A 17,788-nucleotide genomic window follows, 5' to 3' on the forward strand; every position below is an offset into this window, starting at 1 on the left:
ACTATATATAATATAACAATTTTTTAGCATCGAAATAATATGTAACTAATTTGGGAAAAAAACAAGATTAGACAATCGTGTTTTTCTCTAAACTAAATTTAAAAATATCACTATGAGGATGACACGAGATTTATCATTCAGAACCGAATGCTTAATAGAAATACTATAAAAAATTTGAGCGTTTGGAAAGAATTACATAATTCGGATTTTAACCGTGTATAATTCGAGGCGGATTAAATCGTTTTGTAATGACACCAAGGAAGTGAATTTCACCTATCAATACTATTGGTATTGTTTCCAAGCTGAATATTATAGGGAACATATGCTCATAGTGATATTGCAACGTCCTTTGTAACTTGGATTTTTTCTGAATTCCAGTCATATATTATGAAGAATTATTAGAGATTAAAGACGGATGAGAATAGTACCTTTTCAGATGCAGCCACACCCTGCATCTTTTCTTTTCGCATTTTCCTCCATCCATCCCTACCACTTTCATCACACAATCAATCCTATCTTTACTCCAAAAAACTTCCACATTATTCTTCCTGCTCCCTTTCCCACAACCTCAAAAAATACCGCATTATTATTTCCGCCCCTTTTTAAAATAAGGGAAAAATTACCGCATTAAAAAGCCCTATAGAAATAATCCCATCTCCTTTCTTACAATTATAATATAGACAGTTAAGAAAGGAGGACGTACAAATGAAAATAGTTGCTGTTGCTGCTTGTACATCCGGTATTGCTCATACGTATATTGCGAAAGAAAAACTGATTCGTGCTGCTGAAAGTCTGGGACACACGATTCACGTAGAAACTCAAGGGACTATTGGAACCGAAGATGAATTAACACCGGAAGAAATCGAAGCTGCCGATGTTGTCATCCTGGCAATTGACATTGCCATCACGGGAACAGAACGATTCGAGGGGAAACGAACTGTTAAGGTTCCAACCAATGTTTGCGTAAAAGCGCCAAAACAGTTACTTCAGAAAATCGAAGCTGAATTAAACAAATAAGGAAAGAGAGGAAAATTGAAATGAAAAAATTGGGAGCAGAATTGAAAAGACATGCCCTCACTGCCATCTCCTACATGCTGCCGCTGGTTGTAGCAAGTGGTCTATTGATTGCTATTGGTAATTTAATGGGTGGCGAAGTTGTTACAGATTTAAGTAAAATGACAATTCCAAGTGCTTTAACTTCACTTGGTGTTCTGGGAATGGGCTTATTGCCATCCTTTATCGCCGGTTACATCTCATACTCAATTGCTGATCGTCCAGGTATTGCCCCAGGTTTCTTAATGGGACAGATCGCATCCTTCTTAGGAGCTGGCTTCTTAGGAGGTATGGTCGGTGGTTACATCGTTGGTTACATCGCACTGTTCATCCGCAAGAACTTGAAAGTTCCTCACTGGGCAGAAGCTTTAATGCCTATGATGATCATTCCAACCTTATCTGCTATTCTTGGTGGATTGCTGATGTACTTCGTTATCGGTACACCAATCGTTTGGGCTACAGAAGCCTTAACAAACTTCATCACTGGTCTTGATAAGAGCGCAAAAGTTCTGTATGGCTTCATCATCGGTGCACTTGGCTGTATCGACTTTGGTGGACCTATCAGTAAAGTACCTAACCTAATCTGTGATGGTCTGTTACTGGAAGGAATCCAGGAACCAGAAGCAATTAAAGTATTAGCTGCTATGGTACCTCCACTAGGTATTACCTTATCCTTCGTATTCTCTAAATTCATGAAGAAAAACATCTATACTTCAACCGAAGTAGAAAACATCAAAGTTGCCTTCCCTATGGGTCTGTGCATGATTAGTGAAGGTGTTATTCCAATTGCTATGAACGACTTGATTCGTACGGTCATCTGTACAGCAACCGGCTGTGGTGTTTGTGGTGCTATTAGCTTTAGCTTAGGTGTTGCAAGTGCTGTACCATCTGGTGGTGTCTTCGTAATTCCGGCAATGTCAAATCCAATCGGTGCATTGTTTGCGCTATTGGCAGGTACTTGTGTAACAGCGATTCTGCTGGTATTGATCAAGAAACCAAGAACTGCTGCTGATGAAGTACAGGAAGAAGAAGTAGAAGAGGAAATGGATTTATCTGATATCAAGATTTCCTAAGATGACATGTTGAAAAAAACACGATTGGTGCTATCTAAGAAAAGGTGGCTAAACCTTGAAGGTGAAAGGGACGATATAAGGGGTTGTTCCTGCCCTCTCAAACAAACGACCTACGCTTAACCAGTGCCAATCGTGACATTCAACAGAAAGGGGTTCTATGTACGTATCTATGAAAGGCATGTTGCAACGTGCCAATGAAGGCAACTATGCCGTTATGGCCATCAATTGCTTTAATATTGAAACGGCGCGTGCCGTTATCAACGCAGCACAAGAGCTGCGTGCTCCAATCATTGTGAACATTGTGCAGGAGCATATGGTCAATCATTGTGACAGTGCATTGATTGCGCCAATCGTTAAGCTGTTAGCAAACCGTGCCAGTGTTGAAGTTGCCTTAAACTTCGATCATGGTGAAGATGTCGGGCTGTTAAAAAAAGCCCTGCAAGATGGTTACAGCAGTGTTATGGTCGATGCTTCACGTTATGATCTAGAAGGAAATATCCGCATGACGCGTGAAATCGTTGACTTCGCCAAACAGTTTGACGCCAGTGTAGAAGGGGAAATCGGCTGCATGGGCGCAAGTGCAGGGGATAACTTTACGAATGAGGATATGAAAACCAATCCGCAACAGGCATTGCGTTTTGCCCAAGAAACCGGAGTGGATGCCTTAGCCATCTCCTTTGGTTCATCACACGGCAATTATCCAAAAGGCTATGTGCCGGAATTTGACTTTGAACGTCTAAAAGAAATCAAAGCATTAACAAACATGCCATTGGTGCTGCATGGCGGCAGTGGCTCAGGGGATCAGAATATAGAAAATTGTGTTCAATATGGTATTAATAAAATCAACGTTGGCTGTGACTTCATGAATGCCAATGTCGCAAGTATCAAACAACAGTTAGCAAAAGACCCTGACATCAATTACTGGGTAATGATGCATCAGGTAGAAAAAGACAGTCAGGAAATCATTAAGCATTACATCAAACTATCAAAATCACAAGGGAAATCCCTGTAAGGGAAAAAGGAGCGAAAACTTATGTTAATGAATATGAAAGACTTATTAAAAGTCGCACAGAAGAATCACTTTGCTGTACCTGCATTCAATATCGGTTCAGACCAGCTGTTAAAGGTTGTAATGAAGAAAGTGAAAGAATTAAAGAGTCCGGTTATCCTGGAAATGAGTCCAGATGAATTTAACTTCGTGGGAGATGCACAGATTCAGGCAATGATCTATGAAGCAGCACAGACAGATGTACCGGTATGTATCCACCTTGATCATGGAGATTCTTATGAAACTGCTGTACGTGCTATCCGTGCCGGTATGACTTCGGTTATGATCGATGCATCTAAGCTGCCTTATGAAGAAAATGTAGCGATTACAAAGAAGGTTGTAGAAACCGCACATATCGTAAATGTATCCGTAGAATCTGAATTGGGAACCATTGGTACTACCGGCAATTCTATTGAAGGTGGAACGGAGGGTGTTATCTATACCGTGCCAGAAGAAGCAAAACAGTTTATTGAAGATACGGGTATTGATACTTTCGCTGTAGCAATTGGTACCGCACATGGTATTTATCCAAAAGATATGAAACCAGAATTACGCATTGACATCTTAAAAGACATTACAAATCAGGTAGATGTACCATTGGTATTACATGGTGGATCTAGTAACAAGGATGAAGAAATTGCGGCAGCTGTAGCAAATGGTATTTGCAAGATCAATATTTCTAGCGATATCAAGGTTGCTTTCTATACACAGTGTCGTAAGACATTGGCAGAAAATCCAGGCTATCGCGAACCACTGGAAATCTATCCAGACGCAATGGAAGCTTGTGGAAAAGTAGTCGAAGAAAAAATTCGCTTGTTCAACTCCAACGACAAAGTGAAGTGCTATTACGAATAATCTGCTTTGGGGATGAAAGTCCCCTTTTTTTCTTAGTGAAAGATGTCTGTTTAAGTGCTGTGATGGATGTTGTGCGCTACTGGTGAGGTTTTTGTCAATTGCTAATATTGCATACTTTGGCTGAAGATAGATCCTTAGCTGGATGTTAATTGCTATGACTAAAAGCATACTTTGGCTGATGCAGGTGGCACATGCACAAGAAGGATATTGCTAGTACAGCTTTTAAAGGAATCCTTATAAACAGGCAGTACAACTTAAAAAATATGAAAGAAAGGATAGGTATAGGAAGGATGTTCTTATACTAGGTAAATTTATGAATTATGCAGTGGGTATTGATATCGGTGGTACAAATACCAGAGTAGCACTGATTAATGAAGCTTATGAAGTTTTACAACGCGAACAGTTTGCGACAGATCCCCTTCATCCTGCTATCACGTTTCAAAGGATAGCAGATACGATTGCCGCTTTTGGACATACGGTAAAAGGGATTGGCGTATCTTGTCCGGGGCCTTTGGATCTGGTACATGGGGTAGTCTTAACTCCGCCCAATCTTCCTGGCTGGCATCATCTTCCTCTTACCAAGGAGTTATCCACAGTGTGTCAAGTGCCGGTTATTTTAGAAAATGATGCAAATCTGGCTTGTTTGGCAGAGGCTGCAATCGGGGCAGGAAAAGGATATTCGCATGTACAGTTTTTAACGATATCGACAGGTATCGGTACTGGTTTAGCTATTGATAAACAGCTTTTCCATGGTGCCCGGGGCTTTGCCCAAGAAATTGCGAATTGTATCTTTTGGAAAGATGGACCTTCACAAGGGGATTTAAAGAAAGGCAGCATTGAATCTATTTCCAGTGGTACTGCCATTACCAAACGCGCACAAGAAGCCGGTTTAACGGTTGCGCATGCCGGTGAAGTCAATGATTTGGCAAAACAGGGCAATGTGGCAGCAATGCAGATCATGGAGGATGCCAAGGAGTATTTGGCAAATTTAATGGCGACTTTCTATGCTGTTTTAGATCCGGATATCTTTGTCTTAAGTGGTAGTGTAGCATTAAAGATAGAGGGCTTTATTGAAGAGATGGAAGCACGTGTGAAAGAAAAAGTATATGATGCCTTAAAAGATAATGTGAAGGTGGTAAAAGCACAATTGGATGAAGATTGTGGATTGATTGGGGCCGCCTATCTTGTCTTTCATGCTTAAGGCATGCATCGTTTAAATAAAAAAAGCATACAAAAAAAGCTGGTTCGTAAGTGTATTACTGACTTCCTTTCCTTGGATGTCTAAACTTAGGGATTCACTTACTGTCTACAACCAGCTTTTCTATTTTGTTTTCTATGTAGGTAAAGATCAAATCGCTTTTCAATCTCCCAGGGAATCTGTTACCTGCAAAGCATTCTACTTTTTAATAACGTAGGCATCAAACAGCTTTTGGTTATAGGCGTCTGCTCCATCCATATTACTGGATTTAAACACGGGAGCATCTACCCCACGCTGTTTCAAATCTTCCACAAAGCATCCCATCAGCAATTGTGCCAGATAGCATCCGGTCAGCGTACTGATTGGCCCCATACGTGTTTCCTTATCAATATCCACTCCGGCATCGCCATAAGGAGCGACATTATCTAAGACAACATCAGCTAACTCAAACAGACGCTTACCACTCTCATGACGGCTTTTGATCGTCTTTGAATGAGATAAGGAAGTAATCGCAATAATCTTAGCACCTTTTGCTTTTGCACGCATCATATACTCAATCACCAAAGGATTACGTCCGGAGTTGCTTGTGGCGATGATGACATCTCCATCTTCTATGTGATATAACACATCCAATACATCAGCGTAAGCTGCCGTACGTTCCACATGGGTACTCTTGGTAGGATGGGTTGCCAAAGTCATCTCAATCTCAATGATTGGATAAATTTTTGCATAACCACCAGCTCTTGCGTACACATCCTGACCGATCATGTGGGAATGGCCTGTTCCAAAGGTATATAAGGTATGACCATTTTGGACAGCATCTGCCATCAGTTTTGCGCCTTTTTCAATGGCATCTTCATTGGTTTTTGTGGCATTTTCCATCGCCTTCATCACAACTTCGTGATAGGTTTTAAAAAACTCCATAATGCACCTTCTTTCTTTGCATTCAGTATACCATGAAAGAAGGAGTGAGGCGTAGCAAAATTATGCAGATATACACAATCTTTCTAAAAAATATACATTATAGTGGATTTGTAAAAATAAATAGACGATAATACTCTTTATTTTGGTATCGTAGAGAATGTTTAATCAAAATATTTTATAATGTACATACTTAAGGAGTGGGAGTATGGCAAAAACAACGGAGATCAACCAAGCAATTGGTTATGCGATCAAAGAAGGGTTAGCACGGAAACATATGACACAATCAGAATTAGCGGGAATCGTAGGTTCTACACAACGTTCGATTTCGTCTTATGTGACTGTGAATACACAGCCGCCATTAGATATACTAACCCATATCTGTTTGACGTTGGAAATTAATATGAATCAGATTTTATTAATTCCGGAATTTCATAATCCACATCGTATTGTTAAGGAAAAGGATGAGCTGGAGTATATGGCCTTGTTGGATGGATTAAATGCTTGTGGGAAGAAGGATTTTATTCAGACAGCCAAACAGATTCGCAAACTAATTAAGTGACAGTGCCAACGGCGCTGTTTTCTTTTTTATGGAAACATCGATATGTCTAGTATAACCAGATGTATTCATCAGCACTTTAGAGAGCTAGAAAAATTATTCAATGTTTCAAGCTTTAAAGCTTAGAGCCTAAAAGATTCTACATGTCCTATATTCTTTTCATATGGTTATAAAATTATGGAAAAGCTTTTTTAATATAAGAACTTACAATTTTTGTAAAATTATCAGAAATTATGGTGAATAGGATGTAGAATCTGCTATTTATAGCAGATTATCTATGGACAACTGCTAAGGAAATCTATACTATATAAAACGAAGGAGTGGTGTGGTATGGAAGAAAAACAGCTAATGGAGGTAGATGAAAAAGAAGTTGCGATCATCCAGTTTTTTCGCAGTCTTTCAAATGAACAAAAGGAAACCTTCTGTGACTTTTTAATTACGCTGAAACAGTTTTTAAATGATGAAAAAAGCTGAGTAAATGGCTTACTTTATCTATCGCCTATGCTATAATAAAGATAACAAATGCATAACGATATAAGACAGAGGTAACACGAATGAATGAAAAGGATGTAAGGAATAATCTGGGGTATTGCGGAAAGGCATGTGCGCTTTGTGCAGATGCTTGGTTTTGCAAAGGCTGTAAATCCAATGATCCAACACTGGCAAGGCATATGCAGAAGACAGGTTGTTATCAACAGCATTGTTGCAAGGTAAAAGGTATTGCTGGCTGTTGGGATTGTGATGATGCTCCTTGTGATAAGGATGTGTTCGCACTGGATGAACCTGCTGTTTATCGTGCAGCGATTCGCTGTGCAAAGTATGGGGGCCCTATGGAATTGGCTGGTAAGATTTTTTTGAATCAGATACATGGGATATGTTATCCATTGGCATATTTTGGCTGTGAGGATGAACAAGAAGCACGAAGGCTGCTAGATACATATGAAGAAGAAGTAACAGAGAAAGTAAACAATAACTAGTCTCATTTGTGATAGCATCATAGAAACGATCTTCAGAGAAAAGGCGGTAAAACCTAAGAGAACCATTTCGTCATAAGGAGGAATGGTTTTTTTAGGTTCTATGTTTATGATAGGGTTTATGGTTTTTATAACAATAAAGCATTCGCTGTTTTAATACAGAAATCGTATGGTATATTCATTTTGCTATAGCATGGGTACCATTGGAATTTCTATATGATCGAAGGATATTCATAATATAAGTTCCATTCGTAGAAACATCATTTTATGGTTTAAAGGGGAGGTAAAGGAAGTAAATGGAATACAGTATGTAAATTAATTTCATAGATTAAATGAAAATATTTCAAAATAATGATTGACATTTACATTCCTTGGAAGTAAGATAGATATAGAATATGAATGCGTCGAAAAGAAATAGTAGGTTTAGGGAACATGACAGAGAGTCTTTCATTGGTGGAAGAAAGATATGCATAACTATTCACGAACACATCTTGGAGCAGTTTCAGGGAACTTCAGTAGCTGAAATCGGAAATGACCCTGCACCCGTTATCGTGCTAGAGTATGTTGGTACTCGAAGAGGTTGGTGCTGTGAGGCATCAATGAACTAAGGTGGAAACACGTAAGGTAACTTTCGTCCTTTGGATGAAAGCTTTTTTTGTATAAAGCGATGCATGCTATCCCCATCTAGATGCATACGGATAGAAAGATAGCAAGGGAGGAACAAACATGAAAAAATTTGCCATACCAGAAGGGACAAGAGATTTGATTTTAGGTGAATGCAGTGTAAAAAAAGCATTGCAGAAGGAAATCGAGGCTGTATTTGATAGTTACGGCTATAAAGAAATCATTACTCCATCTATTGAATTTTACCAAACATATCAGGTTGGATTTGATAACGTAAAAGATGAGTCGATGTATAAATTCTTTGATCATAATGGTCGTATTTTAACACTTCGCATGGATATGACCGTACCGATCGTTCGTGTTGCCACAACGCGTTTTAAGGATCAAAAGCCGCCGTTTCGTTTTCAGTATTGCGCGAACGTTTATAAAGTAAAGGAGTCTTTTGCCGGTAAGCGCAATGAAGTAACCGATTGTGGTATTGAATTGTTGGGACAGAGTGCCGAAGAAAGTGATCTGGAAATTCTTGTTTGTGCATGTGAAGTCATGGAGAAACTGAAACAAGATGCATATACCTTAGAATTAGGCAATATCAATTTTTTCCATAGCGCATGCAGCGATTTACATTTAGATGAAGAAGATATAAAAACACTGGCTGATTTGATTGATCGTAAAAGCATGAGTGAATTGAGTTCTTTTTTAGAATCTTTAGCGCTGAGTGAGGAAGTACAGACTTTCTTTCTACAGCTGCCATGGTTGTGTGGGGATGTAGAGGTGTTAAAAGAAGCATTGCCTTATTGTTTTCATCCCAAGCTTAGAGCCATCATTGCCGGTTTGAAGGAGTTATATGATCAATTAAAAGAATTAGGTTATGAAAAACATATTACCTTTGATTTAGGTAAAGTACCACATTTGAATTATTACAGCGGTTTATTATTTGAAGGCTTTGTGGAAGGCATTGGAACCAGTGTTTTAAGCGGAGGACGTTATGACACCTTGGCAGAAAAATTCGGCAGTCCGATGCCGGCAATTGGCTTTTCCGTAAAATTAGATTATGTATTACCGGTCTTGGAAAAAGTAGCGACGAAGCAGCCAAGTGTTAGGTTATGTTATCCAATGAAGGCAAAAGTAAAAGCTTTGCAAAAGGCGAAAGAACTGCGCAAGGACCATATCGTGGAATTGTTGCAGGATGAGGCGTATGAGGATGTCTGTGTGATTAAGGAGGATGTACGATGAGCATTGCGATTGCATTAACCAAAGGAAGATTAGAGAAAGAAACCATCAAACTGTTGGAAAAAAGCGGTTATGGGATAGAAAGTGTGAAAAATAAAGGCAGACAGCTGGTTTTTCAGGATTCGCAAAAAGATGTGCAGTATTTCCTTGTGAAAGCAAATGATTGTATCACGTATGTTCAGCATGGCGTTGCAGATATTGGCGTAGTTGGGAAAGATACGCTGTTAGAAGGCGATAAGGATTATTATGAAATGCTGGATCTGGGAATCGGAAAATGTAAGTTTATCGTTGCCGGATTACAAGGAAAAAGTCCTTTTGATAAAGTTGGACATGTCAAGATCGGCACCAAATATCCTAATATCGCAAAGAAATATTTCTTAGCGAAGGGCATGGATGTGGAACTGATTAAGATTGATGGCAGTGTGGAATTGGCACCGCTTTTAGGACTCTGCGATGGTATTGTCGATATTATGGAAACCGGTACGACGTTAAAAGAAAATGGACTTGTGGTATTTGATACGGTATGTGAAATCAGTGCCAGAGTGATTGTGAATAAAGCTAGCTTTAAATTAAAGCGAAAAGAAATTTCACAAGTATTAGAGGATTTAAAAGAAAGCTTGGGTGAGAATGATGTTACGACAAATTGATCCAAACGATCACGAAAAATTACGAGAATACTTAGATAGCCGCAGTGAGGATATTAGCACGGAAGTAATCTTAAAGGTTACGGAAATATTACATGCGGTGAAAAAGGAAAAAGATGCGGCCATCAGGCGTTATACCAAACAGTTTGATGGCATTGATTTAGAAGATTACAGAGTAAGGGAAGAAGAAATCAATGAAGCGGCTGCCCAAGCAGATCCAAAATTTGTGGAAAGCATGAGGCAGGCAAAAGCGAATATTGAATATTTCCACAATGCACAGAAGCAGCATGGCTATCTGCTTGAAAAAGCTAAGGGCATTTATTTGGGACAGCGTGTCTTGCCTCTGGATAGTGTGGGCATCTATGTTCCCGGAGGCCGGGCGCAATATCCTTCTAGCGTTTTAATGAACGCCATTCCCGCACGTATTGCCGGAGTAAAGCGAATTGTCATGATTACACCACCATCCAAGATGGGAACTTTACATCCTAATATTGCCGCAGCCGCAAAATTAGCAGGAGTAACAGAAATCTATAAGGTTGGCGGTGCTCAGGGCATTGCCGCATTAGCTTATGGAACAGAAACCATCGCAAAAGTGGATAAAATTGTTGGCCCCGGTAATATCTTTGTGGCAGCAGCTAAAAAACTAGTTTATGGCAAAGTGGATATTGATATGATTGCCGGTCCTAGTGAAATCTTAGTCATTGCGGATGTGGATGCTAATCCAGCTTATGTAGCAGCTGATTTGTTATCTCAGGCAGAGCATGATCCAATGGCCAGTGCAATCTTAGTGACAACATCTTCAAAACTATTGGAAAATGTGAATAAAGAGTTAGCCAAGCAAACTGCTGTCTTGCCGAAACGCGAAATTGTTGAGCAATCCTTAAAAAATTATGGTACAGCGATTTGTTGTGCAAGCTTATCTGCATGTGTGGAAATTGCCAATGCCATCGCCCCGGAACATTTAGAGCTAATGGTAAAGCAGCCCATGCAACTGCTTCATGAAGTGCGTCATGCCGGCAGTGTGTTCTTAGGCTATTACACTTGTGAAAGTGTTGGAGATTATTACGGTGGTACCAATCATGTCTTGCCTACCAGTGGTACCGCTCGCTTCTCAAGTGCCTTAGGGGTAGATAGTTTTATTAAGAAGAGCAGTTATTTACAATATAGTGAAGAAGCTATTCAGGCATATGGCGATAATATTATTTGTATGGCACAACAGGAAGATCTGGATGCGCATGCCAATGCCGTGAAGGTGAGGTTGAAGAAATGAAACAGGTAGAAACCTATGCACCTCCTAAAGAGAATGGCAAGATCATGTTGAATGCAAATGAATTGTATTGTGATCTTGATGAAGCATTGCGTAAGGAAGTGTTACATGAACTCAGCAAACTTTCCTTTCATCGCTATCCGGATGAAACAAGCAAAGAGCTGATTGAAGCGTATGGCAAAGTTATGGAACTGGATGCTGCTTGTATATTGGCTGGTAATGGCAGTGATGAAATGCTTGGGTTTCTGATTCAGTATTTCCTGGGGAAAGATAAGAAACTATATACCTTACAACCGGATTTCTCCATGTATGATTATTATGCCGGCATGCAAGAAACGCAGGTAGTCAAGTTTGTGACTGATGCGGATGGTCGTTTTGATGTCGATGCTTTCATTGAACAAGGGCGTGAACAGCGCGTGGATATGATCTTATTTTCAAATCCTAACAATCCCAGCGGACATGCCTTGTCCAATCATGAACTGTTAAAGATCGTCGATGCTTTCCCTTGTATACCGGTTGTCATCGATGAAGCATATGCGGAATTTGCACGTGACAGCATGCTTAAGGAAACAAGCAATTATACCAATCTGTATGTAACTCGTACATTATCCAAGGCCTATGGCTTAGCTGGTGTGCGCTTAGGCTTTTTGATTGGTAATAAAGCGATGATGCAAACCTTGCGGCCACATATTGTGCCTTATAATATATCAAGCGTTGATCAGAAGATAGGGGCGGTTGTATTGCGCCATGCTTCACGATATCAACCATTGATACAATCGATTTGTGAAGAACGTGATAAGCTCTATCAAGCATTAGCAAATCTGCAAACTATCACCTTTTATCCTTCACAGGCCAATTATTTATATGGCCGCAGTCAGCGCAAACAGGCAATGTTAAAACGTTTGCAAGAACATGGCATCGTAATACGAAATTATGCGAATGATGATAGTTTTCGTATCACCATTGGCAGTAAAGAAGAAAATGCATGCATAAAAGATTTGCTAGTGGCATTTGATAAGGAGGATACCTATGAGATTGGCTGAAGAAGTACGGACAACAAAAGAAACAAACATTCAATGTAAGGTCAACTTGGATGGCAGTGGACAGGCTGCTATTGCCACCGGTATTGGCTTCTTTGATCATATGTTGACATTGCTTGCGTTTCACTCTGGTTTTGATATTACCATGCAAGCAAAAGGAGATTTAGAAGTATGTGATCACCATACCGTTGAAGATTGCGGTATCATCTTAGGCAGCTGTGTAAAGCAGGCACTAAAAGATAAACGAGGAATAGCACGCTATGGCTCTATGAATCTGCCCATGGATGAAACCTTGGCGAATGTTAGCTTGGATATCAGCGGCCGCAGTTATCTGGTATACCATTGTGAATTAAAACGCGATACGATTGGCACTTTCTCATGTGAAATGGTTGAAGAATTCTTACGTGCTTTTGCGTTTCAGGCAGGAATTACCTTACATGTGAATGTTTTCTATGGAACCAATGATCATCATAAGGTAGAAGCGATCTTTAAAGCCTTAGGACGCGCATTAGGGCAAGCTACACAGGTCATAGGGGATGCTTTGCCTAGTACAAAGGGGATGTTAGAATGATTGCCATCATTGATTATGGCATGGGCAATTTGCATAGTGTAGAAAACGCTTTGCATCATTTGAACGCTGCCTGCATCATTACCAATCAAGCAGCCCAAATACAACAAGCAGATAAATTGGTTTTACCGGGTGTGGGAGCTTTTCCCGATTGTATGAAACATTTAGAAGAATTAGGCTTATTGCCTGTACTACAAGAAGAAGTGCTGCAGAAAAAGAAACCATTATTGGGAATCTGCCTTGGTATGCAGGCGTTGTTTGAAGATAGTTATGAAGGTACGTACACAAAAGGTTTAGGCTTTTTACAAGGCAGTATCGTAAAAATGCAAGATTCGAATGTAAAGATTCCACATATCGGCTGGAATCTGTTAGAACCAATGCAAAAGGCTTCCGTTTTCGATAAGCTGAGTCAAGCTCCTTTTGTTTATTACGTGCATTCCTATTATGCACAGAACTATCGCCCTGAAGATATCTTAGGATATTCCAGCTATGGCAGCTTAAAGATACCGGGACTTGTACGTAAAGATAATATCTTAGGAGCACAGTTTCACCCGGAAAAAAGCGGAGAAGATGGATTGAACATATTACGTTGGTTCAAGGAGGAATTTGCATGATCATTTTACCAGCAATTGATATCATTGAACAAAAGCCTGTGCGCTTGTATCAAGGGGATTATAACAAGCAGGAACAGGTCGGAAACAATATTTTAGATCTCGCAAAAGCCTTTGAAAAAGAAGGTGCCCAATACTTGCATATGGTGGATTTAGATGGTGCTAAGAAGGGAGAAAAGTGTAATCAGCAACCGATTTGTGAGGTCGCTGCTTCCTTGCATATCCCGGTAGAAGTCGGCGGTGGTATTCGCAGCATGGAGGATGTGGCATATTATTTGGAGCATGGTGTAGAGCGCGTTATTTTAGGTACTGCTGCTATTGAAGATCGCACTTTCCTAAAACAAGCCATTAAGCGCTATCAAACACATATTGCGGTTGGTATTGACTGTCGTGATGGTTATGTATGCGGCAGAGGATGGTTAAGTGAATCAAAGCTTTACTACCTGACATTTGCGAAAGAAATGCAAGCGTTAGGAGTAAAAACGATTATTGTAACCGATATTGCCAAGGATGGAACCATGATGGGACCTAATCTGGAAATGTTAAAGAAGTTAAAGGAAAGTGTTTCTATTAACGTCATTGCCTCTGGAGGAATCAAAGATATCACCCATATTCAGGCCTTAAAAGAATTGGGTATATATGGTGCCATCACCGGAAAGGCGATGTATGCCAAAACCTTATCACTACCAGAGGCATTAACCCTTTGTAAGGAGGAATAGCTATGCATACAAAACGTATCATCCCCTGTTTGGATGTCAAGGATGGCCGTGTGGTAAAGGGCATTAATTTTGTTGGATTAAAGGAAGTCGGTGATCCTGTAGAATTAGCAAAATCCTATTATGAACAAGGTGCGGATGAATTAGTATTTCTTGATATTACTGCGACCCATGAACAGCGTGATACTATGGTGCAAGTGGTAGAAAAAGTCGCCAGTGCTATTTTTATTCCCTTCACGGTTGGCGGCGGTATTCGCAGTGTTGAGGATATTCGTAAGATGTTATTAGCAGGTGCTGATAAAGTTTCTTTGAATTCAGCAGCCGTGAAGAATCCCAAGCTGATTCAGGAGGGAGCTGCCATTTTCGGCAATCAGTGTATCGTCTTAGCGGTTGATGGAAAGAAACGCCAAGATGGTAGTGGCTGGAATGTATATGTCAATGGCGGTCGAGTAGATACCGGCTTGGATCTTTTAACATGGGTCAAGCAGGCAGTAGAATTGGGAGCAGGGGAAATTTTATTAACCAGTATGGATGCCGATGGTACAAAGCAGGGCTTTGATATAGCGCTGTGTAAGGCGGTTCGGGATATCGTTGATGTTCCGGTGATTGCATCCGGTGGTTGTGGCAGCTTACAGCATTTTGCTGAAGTTTTTGATGAAGATGCCGCAGATGCCGCATTGGCTGCCAGCATGTTTCATTATGGTGAAGTGAGTGTGCCTCAGGTCAAGCGTTATCTAAAAGAGAGAGGAATTGCGGTGCGTTTATGATAGAGATTGATTTTGCGAAAGGCAATGGCTTAGTACCGGTCATCGTACAGGATGTTACGACTAAAGAAGTGTTGATGCTGGCCTATATGAATGAAGAAAGTTTGCAAAAAACAATAGCAAGCGGTTTTGCTACGTATTGGAGTCGCTCCCGTCAGGAATTATGGCTAAAAGGTGAAACCAGCGGACATTACCAACATGTGAAAGATATTCGTGTGGATTGTGACAACGATACATTGCTGTTACTTGTAGAACAGACAGGGGCAGCTTGTCATACCGGTCATTACAGCTGTTTTTATCGGAATGTAGAAGGAGAAGAGCTATGAAAGAGTTAGATGTCTTATATGAAACCATAAAAGAGCGTAAAGCGCATGGAGAAGAAGGGTCTTATACCAGCTATTTATTTAACAAGGGAACTGAAAAAATTCTGAAAAAGGTTGGTGAGGAGTGCAGTGAGGTAATCATTGCGACGCTTGCGCAACAAAAAGAAGATAAGATCAATGAACTTAGTGATTTATTGTATCATCTGTTAGTATTGATGGTCGATCAGGATATCACCTTAGAAGAAGTGAATGAAGAATTGGCAAAAAGAAGCCAAAAGACACATAATTTAAAGGCAGAACGTAAACCAATCGAGAAACTGTAAGCGCAGTTTCTTTTTTGTCTATGCAACATAGAGGCATTAATTTTTTCTTAATCGCATAGTGAATTGAATAGTGTCTGAATAAAAATATCATAAACATGAGAATGTGATATAATAATGCCAAGGATAGAAAGAGGCGCATTTCTATGAAAAAGGTAACAAAATCTTTGGGACCATCATCATGTATACGATGAAAAGTCTGGCATTGCCTTCAAACTTTGTGATATTTGCTCTTTTCTTCGTCTTTATCCCGGTGTTATTCTTTCTATGCGATTATCTTTCCTTGTGGAAAACCAAAAAGCAGCCAAACTAAATAGAAAATGGAGGAAGTTCTATGAATTTTAAAATTGAAAATTGGAAATTATTAGTGTTATCAATCTTTTATCTGATATTTTCTGTCTTATCCTACAGTATTTCAAAGGAACAGTATTTAAATTTCTTTATGATTGCCGGTATCATTGTCGCCCTTGTCGGGTTGTTTCAAATACTGGTGTATTTCTTTAAGAAAGATTATTTAAAGCCAAATGAATTCAGTTTTTCATTCGGCGTCTTGTATTTATTGGCCGGTGTGATAGTCGCATGTAAGCCAAGTGTGATCGTAGATAATTATCCTATCGTATTAAGTGGTTTGGTTGTCTTAGACAGTACGTTGCGTTTACAATATTCCATGAATTTATTCCGCCTGCAAGATGCACAATGGAAGGTGAACTTAGGATTTGCTATTGCACCTTTGCTCATTGGTATGGTTTTGATCTTAGTGAACATGGAGGATAAACTCTTACATAATTGTTTCAGCTTTTTATTGATTCTGGATGCGATTGCAAACTTTTATACAATCTTATACTATAAACGCATCGTACGCCGGTATGGAAGAAATGGTGAACAAATTTTGGATATTGCCAGTGATGAGGCTAAACAACAGGAACAGATAAATGGCAATGATGTCATCGTCAAATAAACAAGTGCTATTCTTTTTTAGGATAGCATTTTCTTTTCCTGCTTTTTATTAGTTTATCACGTTAATTCGTATTATTTCTTATAAATCATGGTATAATGCTGATAGAAAAGGAAACTACCAGAAAGGAAATAGGTATTGTTAAACATGACTTCGGCGAGGAGTCATTACAATATACCAGGTGATATCATGTTTGTAGAGGAACGTCAATCACTCATCTTAGAAGAGTTGCATGAAAAAGGAAAAGTGCGTGTAAAAGAACTAAGCGAACGGTTTCAAGTAAGTGAAGATCTGATTCGTAAGGACTTAACAGCATTAGAAGAAAAAGGGCAACTAAAAAAAGCCTATGGCGGGGCAGTCATGGTAAAAGAAAATGTGCATCGCAAGATTGCGGCACAGCGCAAACATGTGCATACTGCAGAAAAGCAGCGGATTGCAGAAAAAGCTATGTCGATGATCCAGGATGGCGATATCATTTTTTTAGATATTTCTACAGTTAATATAGAGCTTGCGAAATTATTGAATAATGGAACGAAGAAAATAACTATTGTGACGAACATGTTGGATGTTATGAACCTTCTGGTAAAAAGTGATATGAGCGTCATTTTCATTGGCGGTGAATTGGATTATGGCAGGGATGGTTTCATTGGTAGCCTGGCTATGGAGATGGTGAAAAATTTTCGCTTTGATAAAGCATTCATGGGGGTTGTTGGTGTGGACGTACATGAGAATGCGGTAATGACTTATATGGCAAACGATGGTATGATGAAGAAGGCGATCATTAAGCGCAGCCGCAATTCCTATATGATGTGTGAGGAAGAGAAATTCACCCAGTTAGGAAATTATACCTATGCGGAATTGGAAGACTTTACTGGAGTGATTACGAATCAACAACCAGCAAAAGACGTATGTAAGGCATTCGCAGAACATGATCTTCAGCTTTACTATGCATAAGATAGAGAAGAAGCTTTCTGTTAGAGAGCTTTTTTCTGTGTGGCGGGCATGCCACATATCTAGGGTGAAAATCCCTCGGGGCGTAGTTATC

Annotated in this window: 21 protein-coding genes and 1 other annotated feature; of the genes, 20 read left to right on the forward strand and 1 reads right to left on the reverse strand. The window is 39.7% G+C overall.

Annotated elements, in window-relative coordinates:
* Positions 1 to 705 precede the first annotated feature (705 nt).
* From AC1VS3_RS10235 to AC1VS3_RS10255, 5 genes are all read left to right on the forward strand, one after another.
* Positions 706 to 1,017, forward strand: a complete 312-nt coding sequence (locus AC1VS3_RS10235) for a PTS fructose transporter subunit IIB (protein WP_331866648.1) — start codon at positions 706 to 708, stop codon at positions 1,015 to 1,017.
* 20 nt (positions 1,018 to 1,037) lie between these two features.
* A complete protein-coding gene (locus tag AC1VS3_RS10240; protein WP_008689627.1) occupies positions 1,038 to 2,126 on the forward strand; it encodes a PTS fructose transporter subunit IIC in 1,089 nt (362 codons plus the stop codon).
* Positions 2,127 to 2,283: 157 nt separating this feature from the next.
* Positions 2,284 to 3,138 carry a class II fructose-bisphosphate aldolase gene (locus AC1VS3_RS10245; RefSeq protein ID WP_008689626.1) on the forward strand — a complete coding sequence of 285 codons (855 nt, stop codon included), beginning with the start codon at positions 2,284 to 2,286 and terminating at the stop codon, positions 3,136 to 3,138.
* A 21-nt stretch (positions 3,139 to 3,159) separates the two neighbouring features.
* Complete coding sequence (locus AC1VS3_RS10250) at positions 3,160 to 4,029, forward strand: ketose-bisphosphate aldolase (RefSeq protein WP_008689625.1); 870 nt, start codon at positions 3,160 to 3,162, stop codon at positions 4,027 to 4,029.
* Positions 4,030 to 4,342: 313 nt separating this feature from the next.
* On the forward strand, positions 4,343 to 5,230 hold the full coding sequence (locus AC1VS3_RS10255) for an ROK family protein (RefSeq protein WP_008689624.1): 888 nt from the start codon (positions 4,343 to 4,345) through the stop codon (positions 5,228 to 5,230).
* 195 nt (positions 5,231 to 5,425) lie between these two features.
* Here the strand turns inward: AC1VS3_RS10255 and AC1VS3_RS10260 are convergent, their stop codons facing one another.
* The gene (locus tag AC1VS3_RS10260) at positions 5,426 to 6,151 is read right to left on the reverse strand and encodes a sugar isomerase domain-containing protein (protein ID WP_008689623.1); all 726 of its coding nucleotides are present in this window, start codon (positions 6,149 to 6,151) and stop codon (positions 5,426 to 5,428) included.
* Positions 6,152 to 6,356: 205 nt separating this feature from the next.
* Between AC1VS3_RS10260 and AC1VS3_RS10265 the strand changes: the two genes are divergently transcribed.
* The 15 genes from AC1VS3_RS10265 (at position 6,357) to AC1VS3_RS10335 (ending at position 17,697) form a co-directional block, all read left to right on the forward strand.
* On the forward strand, positions 6,357 to 6,710 hold the full coding sequence (locus AC1VS3_RS10265; protein ID WP_481275638.1) for a helix-turn-helix domain-containing protein: 354 nt from the start codon (positions 6,357 to 6,359) through the stop codon (positions 6,708 to 6,710).
* A 327-nt stretch (positions 6,711 to 7,037) separates the two neighbouring features.
* Entirely contained in the window at positions 7,038 to 7,181 is a 144-nt protein-coding gene (locus tag AC1VS3_RS10270) for a hypothetical protein (protein WP_008689621.1), read from the forward strand.
* 80 nt (positions 7,182 to 7,261) lie between these two features.
* Positions 7,262 to 7,684: a DUF3795 domain-containing protein gene (locus tag AC1VS3_RS10275; protein ID WP_008689619.1), complete on the forward strand. Its 423-nt coding sequence runs from the start codon at positions 7,262 to 7,264 to the stop codon at positions 7,682 to 7,684.
* 392 nt (positions 7,685 to 8,076) lie between these two features.
* Positions 8,077 to 8,323 (forward strand) — a binding site (T-box leader).
* Positions 8,324 to 8,407: 84 nt separating this feature from the next.
* On the forward strand, positions 8,408 to 9,538 hold the full coding sequence (hisZ, locus tag AC1VS3_RS10280; RefSeq protein ID WP_008689617.1) for an ATP phosphoribosyltransferase regulatory subunit: 1,131 nt from the start codon (positions 8,408 to 8,410) through the stop codon (positions 9,536 to 9,538).
* On the forward strand, positions 9,535 to 10,182 hold the full coding sequence (gene hisG / locus AC1VS3_RS10285; RefSeq protein ID WP_008689615.1) for an ATP phosphoribosyltransferase: 648 nt from the start codon (positions 9,535 to 9,537) through the stop codon (positions 10,180 to 10,182). The genes hisZ and hisG overlap by 4 nt, the downstream gene beginning before the upstream one ends.
* Positions 10,166 to 11,449: a histidinol dehydrogenase gene (gene hisD, locus AC1VS3_RS10290; RefSeq protein ID WP_008689614.1), complete on the forward strand. Its 1,284-nt coding sequence runs from the start codon at positions 10,166 to 10,168 to the stop codon at positions 11,447 to 11,449. The genes hisG and hisD overlap by 17 nt, the downstream gene beginning before the upstream one ends.
* Positions 11,446 to 12,489 (forward strand): pyridoxal phosphate-dependent aminotransferase, encoded by a 1,044-nt coding sequence (locus AC1VS3_RS10295; RefSeq protein ID WP_008689613.1) that lies wholly within the window; start codon positions 11,446 to 11,448, stop codon positions 12,487 to 12,489. Before hisD ends, AC1VS3_RS10295 begins: the two co-directional genes overlap by 4 nt.
* Positions 12,476 to 13,057 carry an imidazoleglycerol-phosphate dehydratase HisB gene (gene hisB / locus AC1VS3_RS10300; protein ID WP_008689612.1) on the forward strand — a complete coding sequence of 194 codons (582 nt, stop codon included), beginning with the start codon at positions 12,476 to 12,478 and terminating at the stop codon, positions 13,055 to 13,057. The genes AC1VS3_RS10295 and hisB overlap by 14 nt, the downstream gene beginning before the upstream one ends.
* Positions 13,054 to 13,668: an imidazole glycerol phosphate synthase subunit HisH gene (hisH, locus tag AC1VS3_RS10305; protein WP_008689611.1), complete on the forward strand. Its 615-nt coding sequence runs from the start codon at positions 13,054 to 13,056 to the stop codon at positions 13,666 to 13,668. Before hisB ends, hisH begins: the two co-directional genes overlap by 4 nt.
* A complete protein-coding gene (hisA, locus tag AC1VS3_RS10310) occupies positions 13,665 to 14,384 on the forward strand; it encodes a 1-(5-phosphoribosyl)-5-[(5-phosphoribosylamino)methylideneamino]imidazole-4-carboxamide isomerase (protein ID WP_008689610.1) in 720 nt (239 codons plus the stop codon). Before hisH ends, hisA begins: the two co-directional genes overlap by 4 nt.
* A gap of 2 nt (positions 14,385 to 14,386) precedes the next feature.
* Positions 14,387 to 15,148, forward strand: a complete 762-nt coding sequence (gene hisF, locus AC1VS3_RS10315; protein ID WP_008689609.1) for an imidazole glycerol phosphate synthase subunit HisF — start codon at positions 14,387 to 14,389, stop codon at positions 15,146 to 15,148.
* Positions 15,145 to 15,471: a phosphoribosyl-AMP cyclohydrolase gene (gene hisI / locus AC1VS3_RS10320; protein ID WP_008689608.1), complete on the forward strand. Its 327-nt coding sequence runs from the start codon at positions 15,145 to 15,147 to the stop codon at positions 15,469 to 15,471. The genes hisF and hisI overlap by 4 nt, the downstream gene beginning before the upstream one ends.
* Positions 15,468 to 15,791, forward strand: coding sequence for a phosphoribosyl-ATP diphosphatase (gene hisE / locus AC1VS3_RS10325; RefSeq protein WP_008689607.1), 324 nt, complete (start codon positions 15,468 to 15,470; stop codon positions 15,789 to 15,791). The genes hisI and hisE overlap by 4 nt, the downstream gene beginning before the upstream one ends.
* A 331-nt stretch (positions 15,792 to 16,122) precedes the next feature.
* A complete protein-coding gene (locus tag AC1VS3_RS10330; protein ID WP_008689606.1) occupies positions 16,123 to 16,746 on the forward strand; it encodes a DUF308 domain-containing protein in 624 nt (207 codons plus the stop codon).
* A 186-nt stretch (positions 16,747 to 16,932) separates the two neighbouring features.
* Positions 16,933 to 17,697: a DeoR/GlpR family DNA-binding transcription regulator gene (locus AC1VS3_RS10335; RefSeq protein ID WP_017144583.1), complete on the forward strand. Its 765-nt coding sequence runs from the start codon at positions 16,933 to 16,935 to the stop codon at positions 17,695 to 17,697.
* The last annotated feature ends 91 nt before the right edge of the window (positions 17,698 to 17,788 follow it).

The sequence above is a fragment of the Longicatena sp. genome (assembly GCF_982403165.1).